Origin of the sequence: Stenotrophomonas sp. SMYL8, from assembly GCF_036320065.1 — a bacterium.
In the GTDB taxonomy this organism is placed as follows: domain Bacteria; phylum Pseudomonadota; class Gammaproteobacteria; order Xanthomonadales; family Xanthomonadaceae; genus Stenotrophomonas; species Stenotrophomonas maltophilia_A.
On record NZ_JAWIRR010000013.1, the window covers coordinates 112964 to 127129 of the forward strand.

15 protein-coding genes and 4 tRNA genes are annotated in these 14166 nt (G+C 66.6%); 12 read left to right on the forward strand and 7 right to left on the reverse strand.

All coding sequences use genetic code 11. The annotated features are described in order from the left end of the window. Positions 1-6: 6 nt before the first annotated feature. The 4 genes from panC to pcnB are packed head-to-tail and all read right to left on the reverse strand — an operon-like array spanning position 7 to position 3561. Positions 7-846 carry a pantoate--beta-alanine ligase gene (panC, locus tag V3B25_RS12525; protein WP_329810788.1) on the reverse strand — a complete coding sequence of 280 codons (840 nt, stop codon included), beginning with the start codon at positions 844-846 and terminating at the stop codon, positions 7-9. Continuing rightward, positions 843-1658, reverse strand: coding sequence for a 3-methyl-2-oxobutanoate hydroxymethyltransferase (gene panB, locus V3B25_RS12530; protein ID WP_005416119.1), 816 nt, complete (start codon positions 1656-1658; stop codon positions 843-845). Before panB ends, panC begins: the two co-directional genes overlap by 4 nt. A gap of 34 nt (positions 1659-1692) precedes the next feature. Next, a complete protein-coding gene (gene folK / locus V3B25_RS12535; protein WP_032128850.1) occupies positions 1693-2178 on the reverse strand; it encodes a 2-amino-4-hydroxy-6-hydroxymethyldihydropteridine diphosphokinase in 486 nt (161 codons plus the stop codon). 3 nt (positions 2179-2181) lie between these two features. Next, complete coding sequence (gene pcnB, locus V3B25_RS12540) at positions 2182-3561, reverse strand: polynucleotide adenylyltransferase PcnB (protein WP_032128849.1); 1380 nt, start codon at positions 3559-3561, stop codon at positions 2182-2184. A 52-nt stretch (positions 3562-3613) separates the two neighbouring features. Here pcnB and V3B25_RS12545 point away from each other — a divergent pair. Further along, a tRNA-Glu gene (locus V3B25_RS12545) sits at positions 3614-3688 on the forward strand. 527 nt (positions 3689-4215) lie between these two features. On the opposite strand, the gene V3B25_RS12550 is transcribed toward V3B25_RS12545, so the two are convergent. Further along, entirely contained in the window at positions 4216-5640 is a 1425-nt protein-coding gene (locus tag V3B25_RS12550) for a sugar porter family MFS transporter (protein WP_329810789.1), read from the reverse strand. Positions 5641-5832: 192 nt separating this feature from the next. Here V3B25_RS12550 and fdxA point away from each other — a divergent pair, with 192 nt between their 5' ends. Continuing rightward, entirely contained in the window at positions 5833-6156 is a 324-nt protein-coding gene (fdxA, locus tag V3B25_RS12555) for a ferredoxin FdxA (protein WP_004153066.1), read from the forward strand. A gap of 220 nt (positions 6157-6376) precedes the next feature. On the opposite strand, the gene V3B25_RS12560 is transcribed toward fdxA, so the two are convergent. Both V3B25_RS12560 and dapA read right to left on the reverse strand, forming a co-directional pair. After that, on the reverse strand, positions 6377-6892 hold the full coding sequence (locus V3B25_RS12560) for a hypothetical protein (RefSeq protein WP_006432432.1): 516 nt from the start codon (positions 6890-6892) through the stop codon (positions 6377-6379). Between the two features lie 32 nt (positions 6893-6924). Next, positions 6925-7818, reverse strand: a complete 894-nt coding sequence (gene dapA, locus V3B25_RS12565) for a 4-hydroxy-tetrahydrodipicolinate synthase (protein ID WP_049423505.1) — start codon at positions 7816-7818, stop codon at positions 6925-6927. A gap of 164 nt (positions 7819-7982) precedes the next feature. Here dapA and V3B25_RS12570 point away from each other — a divergent pair, with 164 nt between their 5' ends. From V3B25_RS12570 to V3B25_RS12615, 10 genes are all read left to right on the forward strand, one after another. Next, positions 7983-8543, forward strand: coding sequence for a glycine cleavage system protein R (locus V3B25_RS12570; RefSeq protein WP_005409051.1), 561 nt, complete (start codon positions 7983-7985; stop codon positions 8541-8543). A gap of 79 nt (positions 8544-8622) precedes the next feature. Beyond that, positions 8623-9102 (forward strand): peroxiredoxin, encoded by a 480-nt coding sequence (locus V3B25_RS12575; RefSeq protein ID WP_201118733.1) that lies wholly within the window; start codon positions 8623-8625, stop codon positions 9100-9102. An 84-nt stretch (positions 9103-9186) separates the two neighbouring features. Continuing rightward, positions 9187-10587 (forward strand): PhoH family protein, encoded by a 1401-nt coding sequence (locus V3B25_RS12580; RefSeq protein ID WP_010484287.1) that lies wholly within the window; start codon positions 9187-9189, stop codon positions 10585-10587. Continuing rightward, complete coding sequence (locus tag V3B25_RS12585; RefSeq protein WP_004153046.1) at positions 10584-11090, forward strand: hypothetical protein; 507 nt, start codon at positions 10584-10586, stop codon at positions 11088-11090. Before V3B25_RS12580 ends, V3B25_RS12585 begins: the two co-directional genes overlap by 4 nt. Before the next feature lie 12 nt (positions 11091-11102). Further along, positions 11103-11771, forward strand: a complete 669-nt coding sequence (locus V3B25_RS12590; RefSeq protein ID WP_049463692.1) for a YoaK family protein — start codon at positions 11103-11105, stop codon at positions 11769-11771. A 64-nt stretch (positions 11772-11835) separates the two neighbouring features. Beyond that, a complete protein-coding gene (gene thiD / locus V3B25_RS12595; RefSeq protein ID WP_032128843.1) occupies positions 11836-12645 on the forward strand; it encodes a bifunctional hydroxymethylpyrimidine kinase/phosphomethylpyrimidine kinase in 810 nt (269 codons plus the stop codon). Continuing rightward, positions 12642-13568 (forward strand): alpha/beta fold hydrolase, encoded by a 927-nt coding sequence (locus V3B25_RS12600; RefSeq protein ID WP_329810790.1) that lies wholly within the window; start codon positions 12642-12644, stop codon positions 13566-13568. The genes thiD and V3B25_RS12600 overlap by 4 nt, the downstream gene beginning before the upstream one ends. Continuing rightward, positions 13559-13635 (forward strand) — tRNA-Arg (locus tag V3B25_RS12605). The genes V3B25_RS12600 and V3B25_RS12605 overlap by 10 nt, the downstream gene beginning before the upstream one ends. Before the next feature lie 69 nt (positions 13636-13704). Beyond that, positions 13705-13781: transfer RNA gene (locus V3B25_RS12610), tRNA-Arg, on the forward strand. A 32-nt stretch (positions 13782-13813) separates the two neighbouring features. Continuing rightward, positions 13814-13890, forward strand: a tRNA-Arg gene (locus V3B25_RS12615). Positions 13891-14166: the final 276 nt, after the last annotated feature.

Sequence of the window (14166 nt, forward strand, 5' to 3'; positions counted from 1 at the left end):
TGCGGCTCAGAACTCCAGGTTGTCGATCAGGCGCGTGCTGCCCAGGCGTGCGGCGATCAGCGCCACGCGGCCACCGCCGTCGAAGGTCGGCTCGGCCAGCTCCGGCGTGCGCAACACGGCGTAGTCGACCTGGAAACCATCCGCCTGCAGCGCGGCCGTTGCGTCGGCCTCGATCTGCGCGCGCGACTGGCCAGCCACGTAACCCTCGCGCATGCCCAGCAGGGTGCGGTGGATGCTGGTCGCGACCGGGCGCTGTTCGGCGCTCAGGTACTGGTTGCGCGAACTCTTGGCCAGGCCATCCTCGTCGCGCACGATGTCCGCACCGACGATCTGGATCGGGAACGACAGCTCGGCCACCATCTGGCGGATGACCGCCAGCTGCTGGTAATCCTTGCGGCCGAACACGGCCACATCCGGCTGCACCTGCAGGAACAGGCGCGCCACCACCGTGCACACGCCATCGAAGTGCCCCGGACGGCTGGCGCCTTCCAGCACTTCACTCACGCCCGGCGCGTGCATGCGCGTGGTCTTGTCCACCCCCAGCGGGTACATCACCTCGACGCTGGGCAGCCACACCGCATCGCAGCCGGCCTGCTCCAGCCCGGCCACGTCGGCCTCGGGCGTGCGCGGGTAGCGACTGAAATCCTCGTTCGGCCCGAACTGGGTCGGGTTGACGAAGATGCTCGCCACCACCTTGTCGGCGTACTGACGGGCCAGGGTCACCAGCGAATGGTGACCTCCATGCAGGTTGCCCATGGTCGGCACCAGCGCCACCCGCAGGCCCTCGCGCTTCCACTGGGCGATCTGCCCGCGCAGTGCGCCGAGCTCGTTGAAGGTCTGGATCATTGGGCGTAGGCGTGCTGTTCGTCGGGGAAGCTGCCGTCGCGCACCGCGTCGGCATAGGCGCGGGTGGCACCGGCCACCGAACCGCCTTCTGCAAGGAAATCCTTGACGAACTTGGGACGGCGATGACCACTGTCCAGGCCGAGGAAATCGTGCAGCACCAGCACCTGGCCATCGCACTGCGGGCCTGCGCCAATGCCGATGGTCGGCACATCCACCGCAGCGGTCACTTCGGCGGCGACCGGAGTCGGCACGCATTCGAGCACCATGATGCTGGCGCCGGCAGCGGCCACAGCCTTGGCATCTTCCACCAGCTGGCGCGCGGCATCGCCACGCCCCTGGATCTTGAAGCCGCCCAGTCGCAGCACCGACTGCGGGGTCAGGCCCAGATGCGCGCAGACCGGAATCTCGCGCTCCACCAGGTAGCGGATGATGTCGACCTTGAAGCCGGCACCTTCGATCTTGACCATCTCGGCGCCGGCCTGCAGCAGCTGCAACGAGGCATCCAGCGCGCGCTCCGGGGTGGCATCGGCGCCGAACGGCAGGTCGGCCACCAGCAACGCACGCTGCAGCACGCGGGCCACGGCGCGGGTGTGGTAGACCATGTCGGCCACGGTCACCGGCAAGGTCGAATCATGGCCCTGCACGACCATGCCCAGCGAATCACCGATCAGGATCAGGTCGACGCCGTTGGCATCGAAAGTGCGGGCGAAGCCGGCGTCGTAGGCGGTCAACATGACCAGCTTCTGGCCATTGCGCTTGGCCTCGGCCAGGGCGGGAACGGTCCAGGGCTTGCTGTCTGCGTGGGTGCTCATGTGCTGATAACCGGGGGAGATAACCCGGGCATTATCACCCTATCGGCGCAATCCCGCAGGCATCCACCCGCATCACTGCATCCCGCACGCGGCCATGGCCGGGAATGGCCAGATCCGGCGCGATTTCGGCCAGCGGCACCAACACGAAGGCACGCTCGTGCAGGTAAGGATGCGGCACCTGCAGACCAGGCTGGTCGAGCACCTGCGCGCCATACAGCAGCAGGTCCAGGTCCAGCGCGCGCGGGCCCCAGTGCACCGCCGGATCGCGTACGCGACCAAAACGCTGCTCCAGCGCCAGCATCGCCTGCAGCAGCGTATCGGCGGGCAGCGTGGTCTCGACCGCAGCCACCGCGTTGACGAACGGCGGCTGGTCTTCATTGCCCCAGGCCGGCGTGGCGTACAGCCTTGAGGCTTGGCGCAGGCGGGTATCGGGCAGCCCGTCGAGCGCGGCAATCGCCGCGCCGACGGTGACGGCCGCGTCGCCAAGGTTGGCGCCGAGGCCGATCCAGGCGAGGGTCATCGTTTACTCGCCAGCCGCGCCGGCCGGGGCACCCGGACGACGGCGGCGACGGCGGCGCTTGCGCGGTGCCCCGCTCTCGTCATCCCCCTCTTCGCTGTGCATCACGTCCAGCGACGACTCCAGCTCACGACCGGACTGCGCCTGCGCCTCACGCCAGAACTCGACATCGGCGGCGTGCTCGGCCGAGGCCACCTGGCGCAGACTGAGGAAGTCGAACGCAGCGCGGAAACGCGGATGGGTCAGGGTACGGAACACGCGCTTGCGCTGGCGCGAGCTGAAGCGCGACTGCAGCAGCCAGATTTCCTGCATCGGCAGCGAGAAGCGGCGCGGCAGCGCGATGGTGCTCAGCTGCTGCACCGTGACGCGATCGGCCGCACGGCGCTGCGCCTCTTCCGGTGCCACGCCCTGCTTGAGCAGGGTTGCCTGGGCGCGGCAGAACGCCGGCCACAGCAGCAGCGCAAACAGGAACGCGGGCGAGACTGGTTCATCGTTGGCCACGCGTGCATCGGTGTTGGCCAGGCCCTCCACCAGCATGCGGCGCAGCGCGCCGGTGCGGTTGGACTTCAGCGCCTTGGCGCTCTCCGGGAACAGCACGTCCAGCAGGCCGTAACGTTCGAGGCCTTCGAAGCTGGCCACGCCGTGCCCGGACAGGAACAGCTTGAGCACTTCCTCGAACAGGCGCGCCGGCGCGGCTTCATTGAGCAGGCCGGCCAGGTGCGGGATCGGCGCGGCGGTGCCCTCTTCGATCTGGAAGCCGAGTTTGGCCGCCAGGCGCACCGCACGCAGCATGCGCACCGGATCTTCGCGATAACGCTGCTCGGGGTCGCCGATCAGCTTCATCAGGCGCGCCTGGACGTCTTCGAAGCCACCGGTGTAATCGCGCACCGAGAAGTCCTCGATGGCGTAGTACAGGGCGTTGCAGGTGAAGTCGCGGCGGATGGCGTCGTCTTCGATGGTGCCGTACACGTTGTCGCGCACGAGCATGCCGTTTTCCATCTCGCGGTCGCCGCTGCCGTCATCGCTGTTGGCACGGAAGGTGGCGACTTCGATGATCTCGCGGCCGAACACGACGTGGGCGAGGCGGAACCGGCGACCGATCAGGCGGCAGTTGCGGAACAGCTGCTTGACCTGTTCGGGCGTGGCGTCGGTGGCCACGTCGAAATCCTTGGGTTGGCCATTGACCAGCAGATCGCGCACCGCGCCGCCGACAAGGTAGGCGCCGAAGCCGGCATCGCGCAGGCGATAAAGCACGCGCAGGGCGTTCGGGCTGATGTCCTTGCGGGAGATCGTGTGCTGGTCGCGCGGGATGACGCGCAGGCTGAACGGTGATGTAGCAGAGGAAATGATGTTGGCGCTTCCGGTTGAAGTTTCGGGATTGCCCAATGGCATCGAGGTGCATATACTAGCGCTCCTGCCTCGGCAGCGACACAGTTACGCTCCCTTCGTCTAGTGGTTAGGACGTGGCCCTCTCAAGGCTAAAACAGGGGTTCGAGTCCCCTAGGGAGCGCCAGTCGCCGCAGCAGGAACCGAAAAAGCCCGCCTTTTGTGCGGGCTTTTCTGTTTTCCGGGGATTGCATTGGCATCGGTCGGCCTGGTCGCAGTAGCGCCTCCCTGTTCCTGCGCGGGAGGGGGCAGGCCACCCCGGCCTGGACACGCAAAAGCCCATCCATGGTGCTCGATGGCGCCTTGCTCGCGTGCGCTGTCCTGCGCACACGGCAAGACCGGGGTTGGGCTCCTGGCCAACCCGTCGGGCGCATGCACCCAACCCATGGCGCCAACGGTCCCGCCCTGAGTGACCCCACCGGCTCTGGACGGTTTCCCGCGACCCTCGGCAACAACCGACCAGCGCTTCGCCGCGTCCGCACGCACCATGAAACTGTCAGGAGGGGGCAGACCGCCCTCTCCAGGACCGTTGGCGCCATGGATGGCGCCATCGAGCACCATGGACGGGCTTTTGCGTGTCCTAGAGAGGGTGGCCTGCCCCCTCAAACTCGGGACAACCAGGCGCCAACAGGATGCAACCGAAGCCGGGCAGCGTCAGCCTTCCATCTGCTCCAGCTCCTTGCCTTTGGTCTCGCGTACGTAGCGGACCACGAAGAAGATCGAGAGGATCGCAACGACAGCGTAGATGCCGTAGGCCCCGGCCAGGCCGATGCCGGCCAGCAGCATCGGGAAGGTCACGGTGATCGCGAAGTTCGAGGTCCACTGCGCCGCACCGGCAACGGCCAACGCCGGGCCGCGGATCTGGTTGGGGAACATCTCGCCCAGCATCACCCACATCACCGGGCCCCAGGACATGTTGAAGAACACCACATAGACGTTGGCCGCAACCAGCGCCAGCCGGCCCATGCCATCGGACAGCTGCAGCCGACCATCGGCCAGGCTGCCGCTGGCAAATGCCACCACCATCAGCACCAGCGCCACCGACATGCCAACCGAGCCGATCCACAGCAGCGGCTTGCGCCCGATGCGGTCGATCAACAGCACCGTCAGCAGGCAGGCACCGATGCTCAGCCCACCGGACAGCACGTTGATCAACAGCGCGTCGCTTTCCGAAAAGCCCACCGCCTGCCACAGCACCGCACCGTAATAGAACACCACGTTGATGCCGACCAGCTGCTGGAACATGGCCAGGCCAATGCCTACCCAGAGGATCGGGCGCAGCTTGCCGGTGACCGTATCGCGCAGGTCGCTGAAGCGCGGCTTGTGCTGATCCTGGGCCAGGCTGGCTTCGATCTCGGCCTGCTTGGTCGCCGCTGCCGCCTCGCCGTACAGCCGCGACAGTACCGCCCTCGCCTGCTGCTGACGCCCCTTCAGGACCAGGAAGCGCGGGCTTTCCGGAATCACCAGCAACAACAGCAGGAACAGCCCGGACGGCAGCGCCTGCATCCAGAACATCCAGCGCCAGGCCTCATGGCCCAGCCATAGCGGCTCGGTTGACGCCCCAGCAGCTCGGGCCAGCAGGTAATTGCTGAGGAAGGCGGCGAACAGGCCGCAGATGATCGCCATCTGCTGCACCGTGGCCAAACGCCCGCGATAGCGCGCCGAGGCCACCTCGGCAATGTAGGCCGGCGACATCACGCTGGCCGCGCCCACCGCGAAGCCGCCGAGCACGCGTGCGGCGATGAACAGCCAGGAGGCGTGAGCGGCACCGGCGCCCAGCGCCGAGACCAGGAACATCAGTGCCGAGGCGATCAGCACGCCACGACGGCCCAGGCGATCCCCCAGCCAGCCGGCCAGGAAGGCACCGATCGCGCAGCCCAGCAGCATCGAGGCGACTTCGAAACCGAGCGCCGCCTCGCTGGAGTTGAAGGCCTGGCGCAGGCCGTCGACCGTGCCATTGATGACACCACTGTCGAAGCCGAACAGGAATCCACCCAGCGTGGCCACGCAGCTGATCAGGACGATGAATGCAGTGTTCTCACCGCCATGGGAGGCGATGTTGGGCTGGGCTGGGGACATGAACGATCCTGCTGGGAAGGGGGCCGGCCATCCAACGCAGCCGGCTGACCCGCAGCGTCGCACAGGCCTCACCCTGCCGCCAACGACCACCACGGCCGCGCCTGCCAGACGCCCGATTTCCGCCCCGCGCCGACACCGGGGGCCAACCTGTTCTAGAATTGGCGGGTTCAGGAATCGATCCACCCCCAGCCCATGCCCTTTGTCGTCACCGAAAACTGCATCAAGTGCAAACACACCGATTGCGTGGAAGTATGCCCCGTGGATTGCTTCCACGAAGGCCCGAACTTCCTGGTGATCGACCCGGATGAGTGCATCGACTGCACCCTCTGCGAACCGGAATGCCCGGTCAATGCGATCTTCCCGGAGGACGATGTTCCTGCCGGCCAGGAGAGCTTCGTCGCCCTCAACGCCGAGCTGGCGAAGGAGTGGCCGGTACTGACCGTGCGCAAGGACCCGCCCGCCGACGCCGGCGAATGGGACGGCAAGCCGGACAAGCTGAAGCTGCTGGAGCGCTGAGAAGCGCCTCTTGCGGCAACGAAAAGGGCGCCTATGGCGCCCTTTTTCGTTGCTCGGCAGATACCAACCGCGCGATCCGGTCGGTGCCAACCGCAAGATCCGGTAGCTGCCAACAGCAGGATCCGGTAGGTGCCAACCTTGGTTGGCACCGAAGCGCCGACCAAGGTCGCCCTCTACCCGGGCACGTGCGGACCTGGGCCCGCACCCACCCGACCGGCCCTTACTGGGCCAGCTTTGCCTTGAGCGCGGCGATCAGCTTCACCGGCGCTTCTGCAGTCGCCGGCAGGCCACGCGGGTCGACCGCGGAGATGTAGGCGCCGGCATCGACGGCGACCACGCGGACCAGGAAGTTGCTGCCTTCGTAGGCCACGTCATACGAGCCCAGCAGCTGCGCGCGGCTGGCGATGGTCACGCCTTCCACGCCTTCCAGCGCGGTGCCGACCTTGGCGAAAGCCTCGTCCTTGCCGCCGGCGATGGTGAAACCGGTGTTGCCCACGGCCGGGGCCGCAGCCACCGGGGCCGCCGGCTTGGTCGCCGAGGCAAGGGTCGGCACCTTGTTGTCACTGGTGGCGTTGGGCAGGTTCAGGTCCGGCGGCACTTCCAGCGGACGCATTTCCGGGGCCAGGGCGTAGTCGCCCTTGACGCCACGCTTGAAGCAGCCGGTGGTGCCGGCGGCAACGGCCACCGCAAGCAGGGCGTAGGACAGCACGCGGACGGTGGATACGGATTGACGCATGTGAATCTCCTGGGTCAGACCAAGACGGAAGGTCAGTGGCTGGAAAGGGCTTCGAGGGCGGCGATGTCGCCGGCAAGATGATCGGCCGCCGGATGGTGCGCCACCGACAGCGGCAGCAGCGGCAGGCGCAGGTCGTGACCGATGCCGATACGGCGCAGCAGCGCCTTGACCGGAATCGGGTTCGGCTCAACGCCGCAGAAATCATGGAACGGCTGCAGGCGCGCATCCCAGGACCCGGTGGCTTCGTGGTCGTGGGCGGCAGCCAGCTCGCACATCCGGCGGTAGGCGCCGGGCAGCACGTTGGAGCCGACCGAGATCAGGCCATCGATACCGGCCTGGATCGAGCGCGCCGCCGTACCGTCGTCGCCACTGAACACGGCAAACTGCGGGCTGCGCAGGGCGAGCAGCGCCTGCACCCGGCCGGTGTCACCCACCGCCTCCTTGATGCCGACGATGTTGGGATGGCTGGCCAGTTCGGCCACGGTCTCCGGCTGCATGTCGCACCCGGTACGGCCGGGCACGTTGTACAGCACGACCGGCAGCCCGCCCTGGTCGGCAACCGCGCGGTAGTGGGCGATCAGGCCAGCCTGGGTCGGCCGCACGTACGGCGGGGTGACCACCAGCGCGTGGCTGGCGCCAAGCGCGGCGGCACGGCGGGTCTGTTCGATGGTCTTGGCGGTGCCCGACAGGCCGGTACCGGCCATGACCGGGATGCGGCCGCCGATGCGCTCGACCGCGCTGGCCAGCAGCAGGTCGTACTCGGCATCGGTGAGGGTCGCTGCTTCACCGGTCGAGCCGGCTACGACAACGCCATGGACGCCACCTTCCAGTTGCAGGTGCAGCAGGCGCTGCCAACCGTCGGGATCGAGGGCGCCGTCGGCCCGGAACGGGGTCGCCAGCGCGGTGATGAGGCCGGAAAGGGACAAGGACGTGCTGCTCTTGGCTGGAAAGGGAAAACGCCCGCCACGAAAGGCCGGGGGCGACCTGAATGTTACTTGCGGCGCGAAAGCACGGGCAAGTATGCTGGACACCGGTGGATCCCCGCCTCTGGCGGGCATTCAGACTAACGCATGCATTACCCGGAATCGCCTTGACCGACACCACCCCGCGCCCCGCGCCGAGCGAAAACCACCTCCTGATCAACGCCTACACGACGCATCCGGAGTCCCCCCTGCTGTCCGTCACCCGCCGCATTGCCGACAGCGGCTGCAATCTGGTGGACGCACGCCTGGCCACGGTCGGCCGCGATGTCTCGGTCACCGCCCTGGCCACCGGCTCCTGGGACTCGGTGGCCAAGCTGGAAGCGATGCTGACCCGGCTGGAGCGCGAAGAGGGCCTGAAGCTGGTCTGGTACCGCACTGCCGCCAAGCAGGCGCAGTCCAACCTGCTGCCGTACATCGTCGAAGTGATCGCCGCCGACAAGCCGGGCATCCTGTTCCAGCTGGCCGATTTCTTCGACCGCCAGGGCATCACCATCGAGAACCTGCAGAGCACGCGCTACCGCGCCATGCAGACCGGTGCGGAGATGTTCAGCGCGCAGGTCACCATCGGCGTGCCGGCCAACATGCACATCGCCGCACTGCGCGACGACTTCCTTGAATTCTGCGACCACCTGAACCTGGACGCGATCATGGACCCGATGAAATTCTGATTCTTCGCGCGCCTCTCACGGGCGCGTGGCGTTTCATGCAATTGTCGTAGAAAGAACCCAGGCTCGACAGAAGGACCTCATGAACAACGGCGATACCCTGGACAGCACCACCCTCTCCCTGCCGCTGGCGCTGTCCGGTGGCGAACAGGCCACCCTCGGCGACTACGCCGGCCACTGGCTGGTGCTGTACTTCTATCCCAAGGACAGCACCCCCGGCTGCACCACCGAAGGCATCGACTTCAACGCACTGCTGCCGAAATTCAAGAAGGCAGGCGCGGTGGTACTCGGTGTCTCGCGCGACTCGGTGAAGTCGCACGACAACTTCTGTGCCAAGCAGGGCTTCAACTTCCCGTTGGTCAGCGATGGCGACGAAGCGCTGTGCAGCGCCTTCGACGTGATCAAGATGAAGAACATGTACGGCAAGCAGGTACGTGGCATCGAACGCAGCACCTTCCTGATTTCCCCCGACAGCCGCATCGTGCAGTCCTGGCGCAAGGTCAAGGTTGCCGGCCATGCCGATGCCGTTCTCGCCGAACTGAAGGCCACCCAGTCCAAGTGAGTCCCACTGCCTACTGTGTCTGCCATCACCCTGCCCCGCAGCAGGCCGTGGTGGTTTTTCCCTGTCCGTAACCAGGAATCGACGATGACCCGAGGCAAGCGCATCTACGTGCTGGATACCAACGTGCTGATGCACGATCCCACCGCGCTGTTCAAATTCGAGGAGCACGACGTCTACCTGCCCATGCAGGTGATCGAGGAGCTGGACAACGGCAAGAAGGGCACCTCCGAAGCGAGCCGCAACGCCCGCCAGGTGAGCCGCTTCCTCAACGAGCTGGTGCAGGAATCCGGCCTGGACAACCTGGCCGACGGCATTCCGCTGCAGCGACCCAATGGCCTGCAGCTGCGCGGCAAGCAGAGCGCCGGCAAGCTGCGCTTCCAGACCAGCCATTTCGACGCCGGCAAGAGCTTCGGCAAGGTCATCCCGGACAACGCCATCCTCGGCGCGATCCTGGCACTGAAGGAAGAAACCCCGGACCTGCCGGTGGTGTTCGTCTCCAAGGACATCAACCTGCGGATCAAGGCCGCGATCGCCGGCATCGTGTCCGAGGACTACGAGAACGACCGCGCGCTGGACGATTTCAGCCTGCTCTACACCGGCGCCACCGAGCTGCCGGAAGACTTCTGGAAGCGCCACGGCGATGACCTGCGCAGCTGGAGCGACAAGGGCCGCACGCATTACGAAATCCTGGCGCAGGATGGCGAGGAGTGGTACCCGAACCAGTACGTCTACCTGCCTGGCGAAGATGAAGTCGAGCTGCGCGTCAGCCGCGTGGTCGGCGACGGCAAGGTGGTGCTGTCACTGGTCGATGATTTCCGCCACGGCAGCCACGCCGTGTGGGGCATCAGCGCACGCAACCGAGAACAGAACTTCGCGCTCAACGCACTGATGGATCCGGAGATCGACTTCGTCACGCTGCTGGGTACCGCCGGCACCGGCAAGACCCTGCTGGCGCTGGCCGCCGGCCTGGCGCAGACGATGGACCAGCAGCGCTACCGCGAGATCATCATGACCCGCGCCACGGTCAGCGTCGGCGAGGACATCGGCTTCCTGCCCGGCACCGAGGAAGAGAAGATGACGCCGTGGATGGGTGCACTGACCGACAACCTGGAAGTGCTCACGCACAACCAGGAAGGCGGCACCTGGGGACGCCAGGCGACCAACGACCTGCTCGCCAGCCGCATCAAGATCCGCTCGATGAACTTCATGCGCGGCCGCACCTTCCTGTCGCGCTACCTGATCCTGGACGAGGCGCAGAACCTCACCCCCAAGCAGATGAAGACGCTGATCACCCGCGCCGGCCCCGGTACCAAGATCGTCTGCCTGGGCAACGTCGAGCAGATCGACACCCCGTACCTGACCGAGACCACCTCGGGCCTGACCTACGCGGTGGATCGCTTCAAGAACTGGCCGCATAGTGCGCACATCACCCTGCGCCGAGGCGAACGCTCGCGCCTGGCCGATTACGCTTCGGAGGTGTTGTGAACCGCTGCACCCGCCTGCTGCTGCCCACGGCTGCGATCGCCCTCGCAGCCGCCCTGGGTGCCTGCACCACCACGCGCGGCCCGGCCAGCGTGCCGACCGCCGAGCGTACCGGCCAATCCTGGGTGGTCACCCGCCCGATCATCGCCGCGCAGGTGCTCGACACCTGCTCGCGCCCCAGTCCCGGCCGCGAGGCCGGGCGGGTCAGCGGCTACTGGGCACCCAGCCGGCAGCAGATCGACCAGCTGGAAGCGCAGCTGTCGTCGCTGGAATCACAGGTACCGAAGGTGCTGGACTTCGACCGCCAGTACGTCGGCATCGAAAGCGCCGGCAAGCGTCTGATCTACATCAACGCCTTCCATCTGCCCGACGACAGCGGCATCAACCCGGCACGGGAAGCGATCCGCGTCTGTGACGGCGGCACGCAGTTCTGGGGCGCGGTATTCGACCCGGCCAGTAACACCTTCAGCGAGCTGCAGTTCAACGGCGGCTTCGGCGGGCCCTGAGGGGCCCCGCCGATGGGAATACGCCTGCCCACCTGGGTCTGGATCGGCGCGGTCGCGCTCTCGTGCGTGGCCGGCATGGTCAACGTGGTCGGCTTCCTCGGTTTCGAACACCAGGCGGTCAGCCACATGACCGGCAGCACCAGCCAGCTGGGCATGGCGCTGGCCCAGGGTGACTGGCGCGCGGTCGGCCACCTGTGGGGATTGCTGATCGCGTTTTCGCTGGGCGCGATGCTCAGCGGCCTGCTGATCCAGGACAGCGCATTGCAGCTAGGCCGCCGCTACGGTGTCGCGCTGGCGCTGGAATCGGCACTGCTGCTGGTGGCCATTCCGCTGTTCGAACAGCATCAGATCTGGGGTGCACTGGCCGCCGCCATGGCCTGCGGCCTGCAGAACGCGATGGCCACCACCTTCAGTGGCGCGGTGGTGCGCACCACCCACCTCAGCGGCATGTTCACCGACCTCGGCATCGGCCTGGGCCACCTGCTGCGCGGACTGCCGCTGCAGGTACGGCGGCTGACCCTCAGCGGCCTGATCATCAGCGGCTTCCTCGCCGGCGGCATCCTCGGCGCCTGGTTGTTCATGCGCTGGCAATACGACGCCCTGCTCGCCCCCGCCCTGCTGACCGGCCTGACCGGGCTGGGGTATGTGGTGTACCAGCAGTGGGCGCGCTGGCGGCATTGAATCAAAGGCATCCACGCATGGCGTGGATCTACCTTCCCCTGCGGGACCACGGCACAATCAACTGATGAGCCCGACCACTCCCGTTTCCGCCCTCACCATCGCCGGCTCCGACTCCGGCGGTGGCGCCGGTGTCCCTGCCGATCTCAAGGCCTTCGCCGCGCACCGCGTGCATGGCCTGGCCGTGTTCGCCGCGCTGACTGCACAGAACACCCGTGGCGTCACCGCCGTGCATGTGCCACCGATCGCATTCCTGCAGGCGCAGATCGAGGCCTGCTTCGATGACTTCGACATCCATGCCGTGAAACTCGGCATGCTGGCCAACGCCGAGGTGATCCATGCCGTCGCCGACGCACTGGAAAAGCATCGCCCGCCGCACGTGGTGCTGGACCCGGTGATGGTCGCCACCAGCGGCGCGCGCCTGCTGGAGGAAAGTGCGCTCAAGGCCATGCGCGAACGCCTGCTGCCGTTGGCGACGCTGGTTACGCCCAATACCCCGGAAGCAGAACTCCTGATCGGCCGGAAGATCGGCAACGGCGATGACGCCGAACAGGCTGCCTCTGCCCTGCTCGAGCTCGGTGCCGGTGCGGTGCTGCTGAAAGGCGGCCACCTGCAGGAAGGCAACCGCGTGATCGATCGCTACTTCGACGGCGTCAGCAGCGAAGAATTCATCCACGCCCGCCTGCCGCTGGACGCACATGGCACAGGCTGCACGCTGGCCTCGGCCATCGCCGCGCAGCTGTGCAATGGCCTGAGCCTGGCCAATGCCTGCGAAGCCGGCATCGACTACGTTGCGCGCGGCCTGCAGCAGGGCTACGCGCCTGGTCGCAGCGAGGTGCTGGTACTCGATCACTTCGGCGCGGCACCGCACGCATGAGCCTGACGTCGAGCGTCCTCGCCGTGCAGTGCGACGACGGCCATCGCTACGAAGTGATCGCCTGCGTGCCTGCACAGCCCATCGCGCGCCTGCTGTGGCTGCCAGCGCTGGGCGTGGCCGCGCGTCACTACCTGCCACTGGCATTGGCGCTGGCGGCGAAGGGCGTGGCGGTCTACCTGCATGAGTGGCGCGGCAACGGCAGCAGCTCACTCCGCCCGTCGCGCACGCAGGACTGGGGCTATCGCGAGGTACTCGAACAGGATCTGCCGGCCAGCCAGGCCGTCCTGGCCGCAGCCGATGACGCCGCCGACGCCCTGCCCTGGATCATCGGTGGACACAGTCTGGGCGGGCAGCTGGCCTGCGTGCATGCCGGCCGCAACCCGCAGCACTTCAACCGGCTGTGGCTGGCCGCCAGCGGCTCACCGTTCTGGCGCGGCTTCCCACCACCGCGTGGCTGGCTGCTGCCACTGGTCTATCGTTTCCTGCCGTGGATCGCGCAACGCCAGGGCGTGCTGCATGGTCGGCGCCTCGGCTTCGGTGGCACCGAAGCGCGCGGGCTGATCGCCGACTGGGCGCGCGTTGGCCTGAACAACCACTACGCCGCGGCCGGCATGAACGAAGACCTCGATGCGCAGATGGCGCGCGTGCATGGCAGCGCACAGGCCGTATTGATGGAGCACGACTGGTTGGCACCGACCGGATCGATGCAGACGCTGCTGGCGAAGCTGCCGAATGTGGACGCGCAGCTGCGCGTGCTGTCCGCGCAGGAATTGGGCACGCGCGCCGATCATTTCGCGTGGCTGAGGGCGCCGGAGGCCGTAGCTGACAGCTTTTTCATTCAGTTGGATGAAAATTTTCACAAAACTGTTGACGGTACGCGCCGACATCCGCATAATTCCGCTCCTGTCGCAGGGCGCCCGTAGCTCAGTTGGATAGAGTACCTGGCTACGAACCAGGCGGTCGGGAGTTCGAATCTCTCCGGGCGCACCACTCGACAGGTTTTCAGCATCCGCCGCTGGAAATGCAGTAAAATTAAGCAGTAAGTTGATTGTGTACCGCGCGCCCGTAGCTCAGTTGGATAGAGTACCTGGCTACGAACCAGGCGGTCGGGAGTTCGAATCTCTCCGGGCGCACCATACACAGTCAGCACAACAAGTTTATGTAATTGGCGCCCGTAGCTCAGTTGGATAGAGTACCTGGCTACGAACCAGGCGGTCGGGAGTTCGAATCTCTCCGGGCGCACCATTACACCGAAACAGCAGGCCTCGGCCTGCTGTTTTTTTATGTGTGTTTTTCGGCAGGGCTGCGCCCTGCACCCCTGGTAGTGCCGGCCGCTGGCCGGCAACCTCAACAGCAAAAGCAAAAGCAAAAGCAAAAGCTGGCATTCCGTGGGTTGGCGGGGCGGTGTCGGAGTGCGGGGACGCCGCAAGTACGTCCCTGTAGGCTTGGCAGCCGCATCCATGCGGCGGACACCCCGCACTCCGACACCGCCCCGCCCCCGACAGATTCCCGGTGGTCAGT

Excerpts from the sequence above, each read along its gene's own strand:
- panB (WP_005416119.1), bottom strand. The coding sequence starts at position 1,658 with ATGAGCACCCACGCAGACAGCAAGCCCTGGACCGTTCCCGCCCTGGCC.
- V3B25_RS12550 (WP_329810789.1), bottom strand. The coding sequence starts at position 5,640 with ATGTCCCCAGCCCAGCCCAACATCGCCTCCCATGGCGGTGAGAACACT.
- folK (WP_032128850.1), bottom strand. The coding sequence starts at position 2,178 with ATGACCCTCGCCTGGATCGGCCTCGGCGCCAACCTTGGCGACGCGGCC.
- panC (WP_329810788.1), bottom strand. The coding sequence starts at position 846 with ATGATCCAGACCTTCAACGAGCTCGGCGCACTGCGCGGGCAGATCGCC.
- fdxA (WP_004153066.1), top strand. The coding sequence starts at position 5,833 with ATGCCCTTTGTCGTCACCGAAAACTGCATCAAGTGCAAACACACCGAT.
- V3B25_RS12575 (WP_201118733.1), top strand. The coding sequence starts at position 8,623 with ATGAACAACGGCGATACCCTGGACAGCACCACCCTCTCCCTGCCGCTG.
- V3B25_RS12580 (WP_010484287.1), top strand. The coding sequence starts at position 9,187 with ATGACCCGAGGCAAGCGCATCTACGTGCTGGATACCAACGTGCTGATG.
- V3B25_RS12590 (WP_049463692.1), top strand. The coding sequence starts at position 11,103 with ATGGGAATACGCCTGCCCACCTGGGTCTGGATCGGCGCGGTCGCGCTC.
- V3B25_RS12600 (WP_329810790.1), top strand. The coding sequence starts at position 12,642 with ATGAGCCTGACGTCGAGCGTCCTCGCCGTGCAGTGCGACGACGGCCAT.
- V3B25_RS12560 (WP_006432432.1), bottom strand. The coding sequence starts at position 6,892 with ATGCGTCAATCCGTATCCACCGTCCGCGTGCTGTCCTACGCCCTGCTT.
- thiD (WP_032128843.1), top strand. The coding sequence starts at position 11,836 with ATGAGCCCGACCACTCCCGTTTCCGCCCTCACCATCGCCGGCTCCGAC.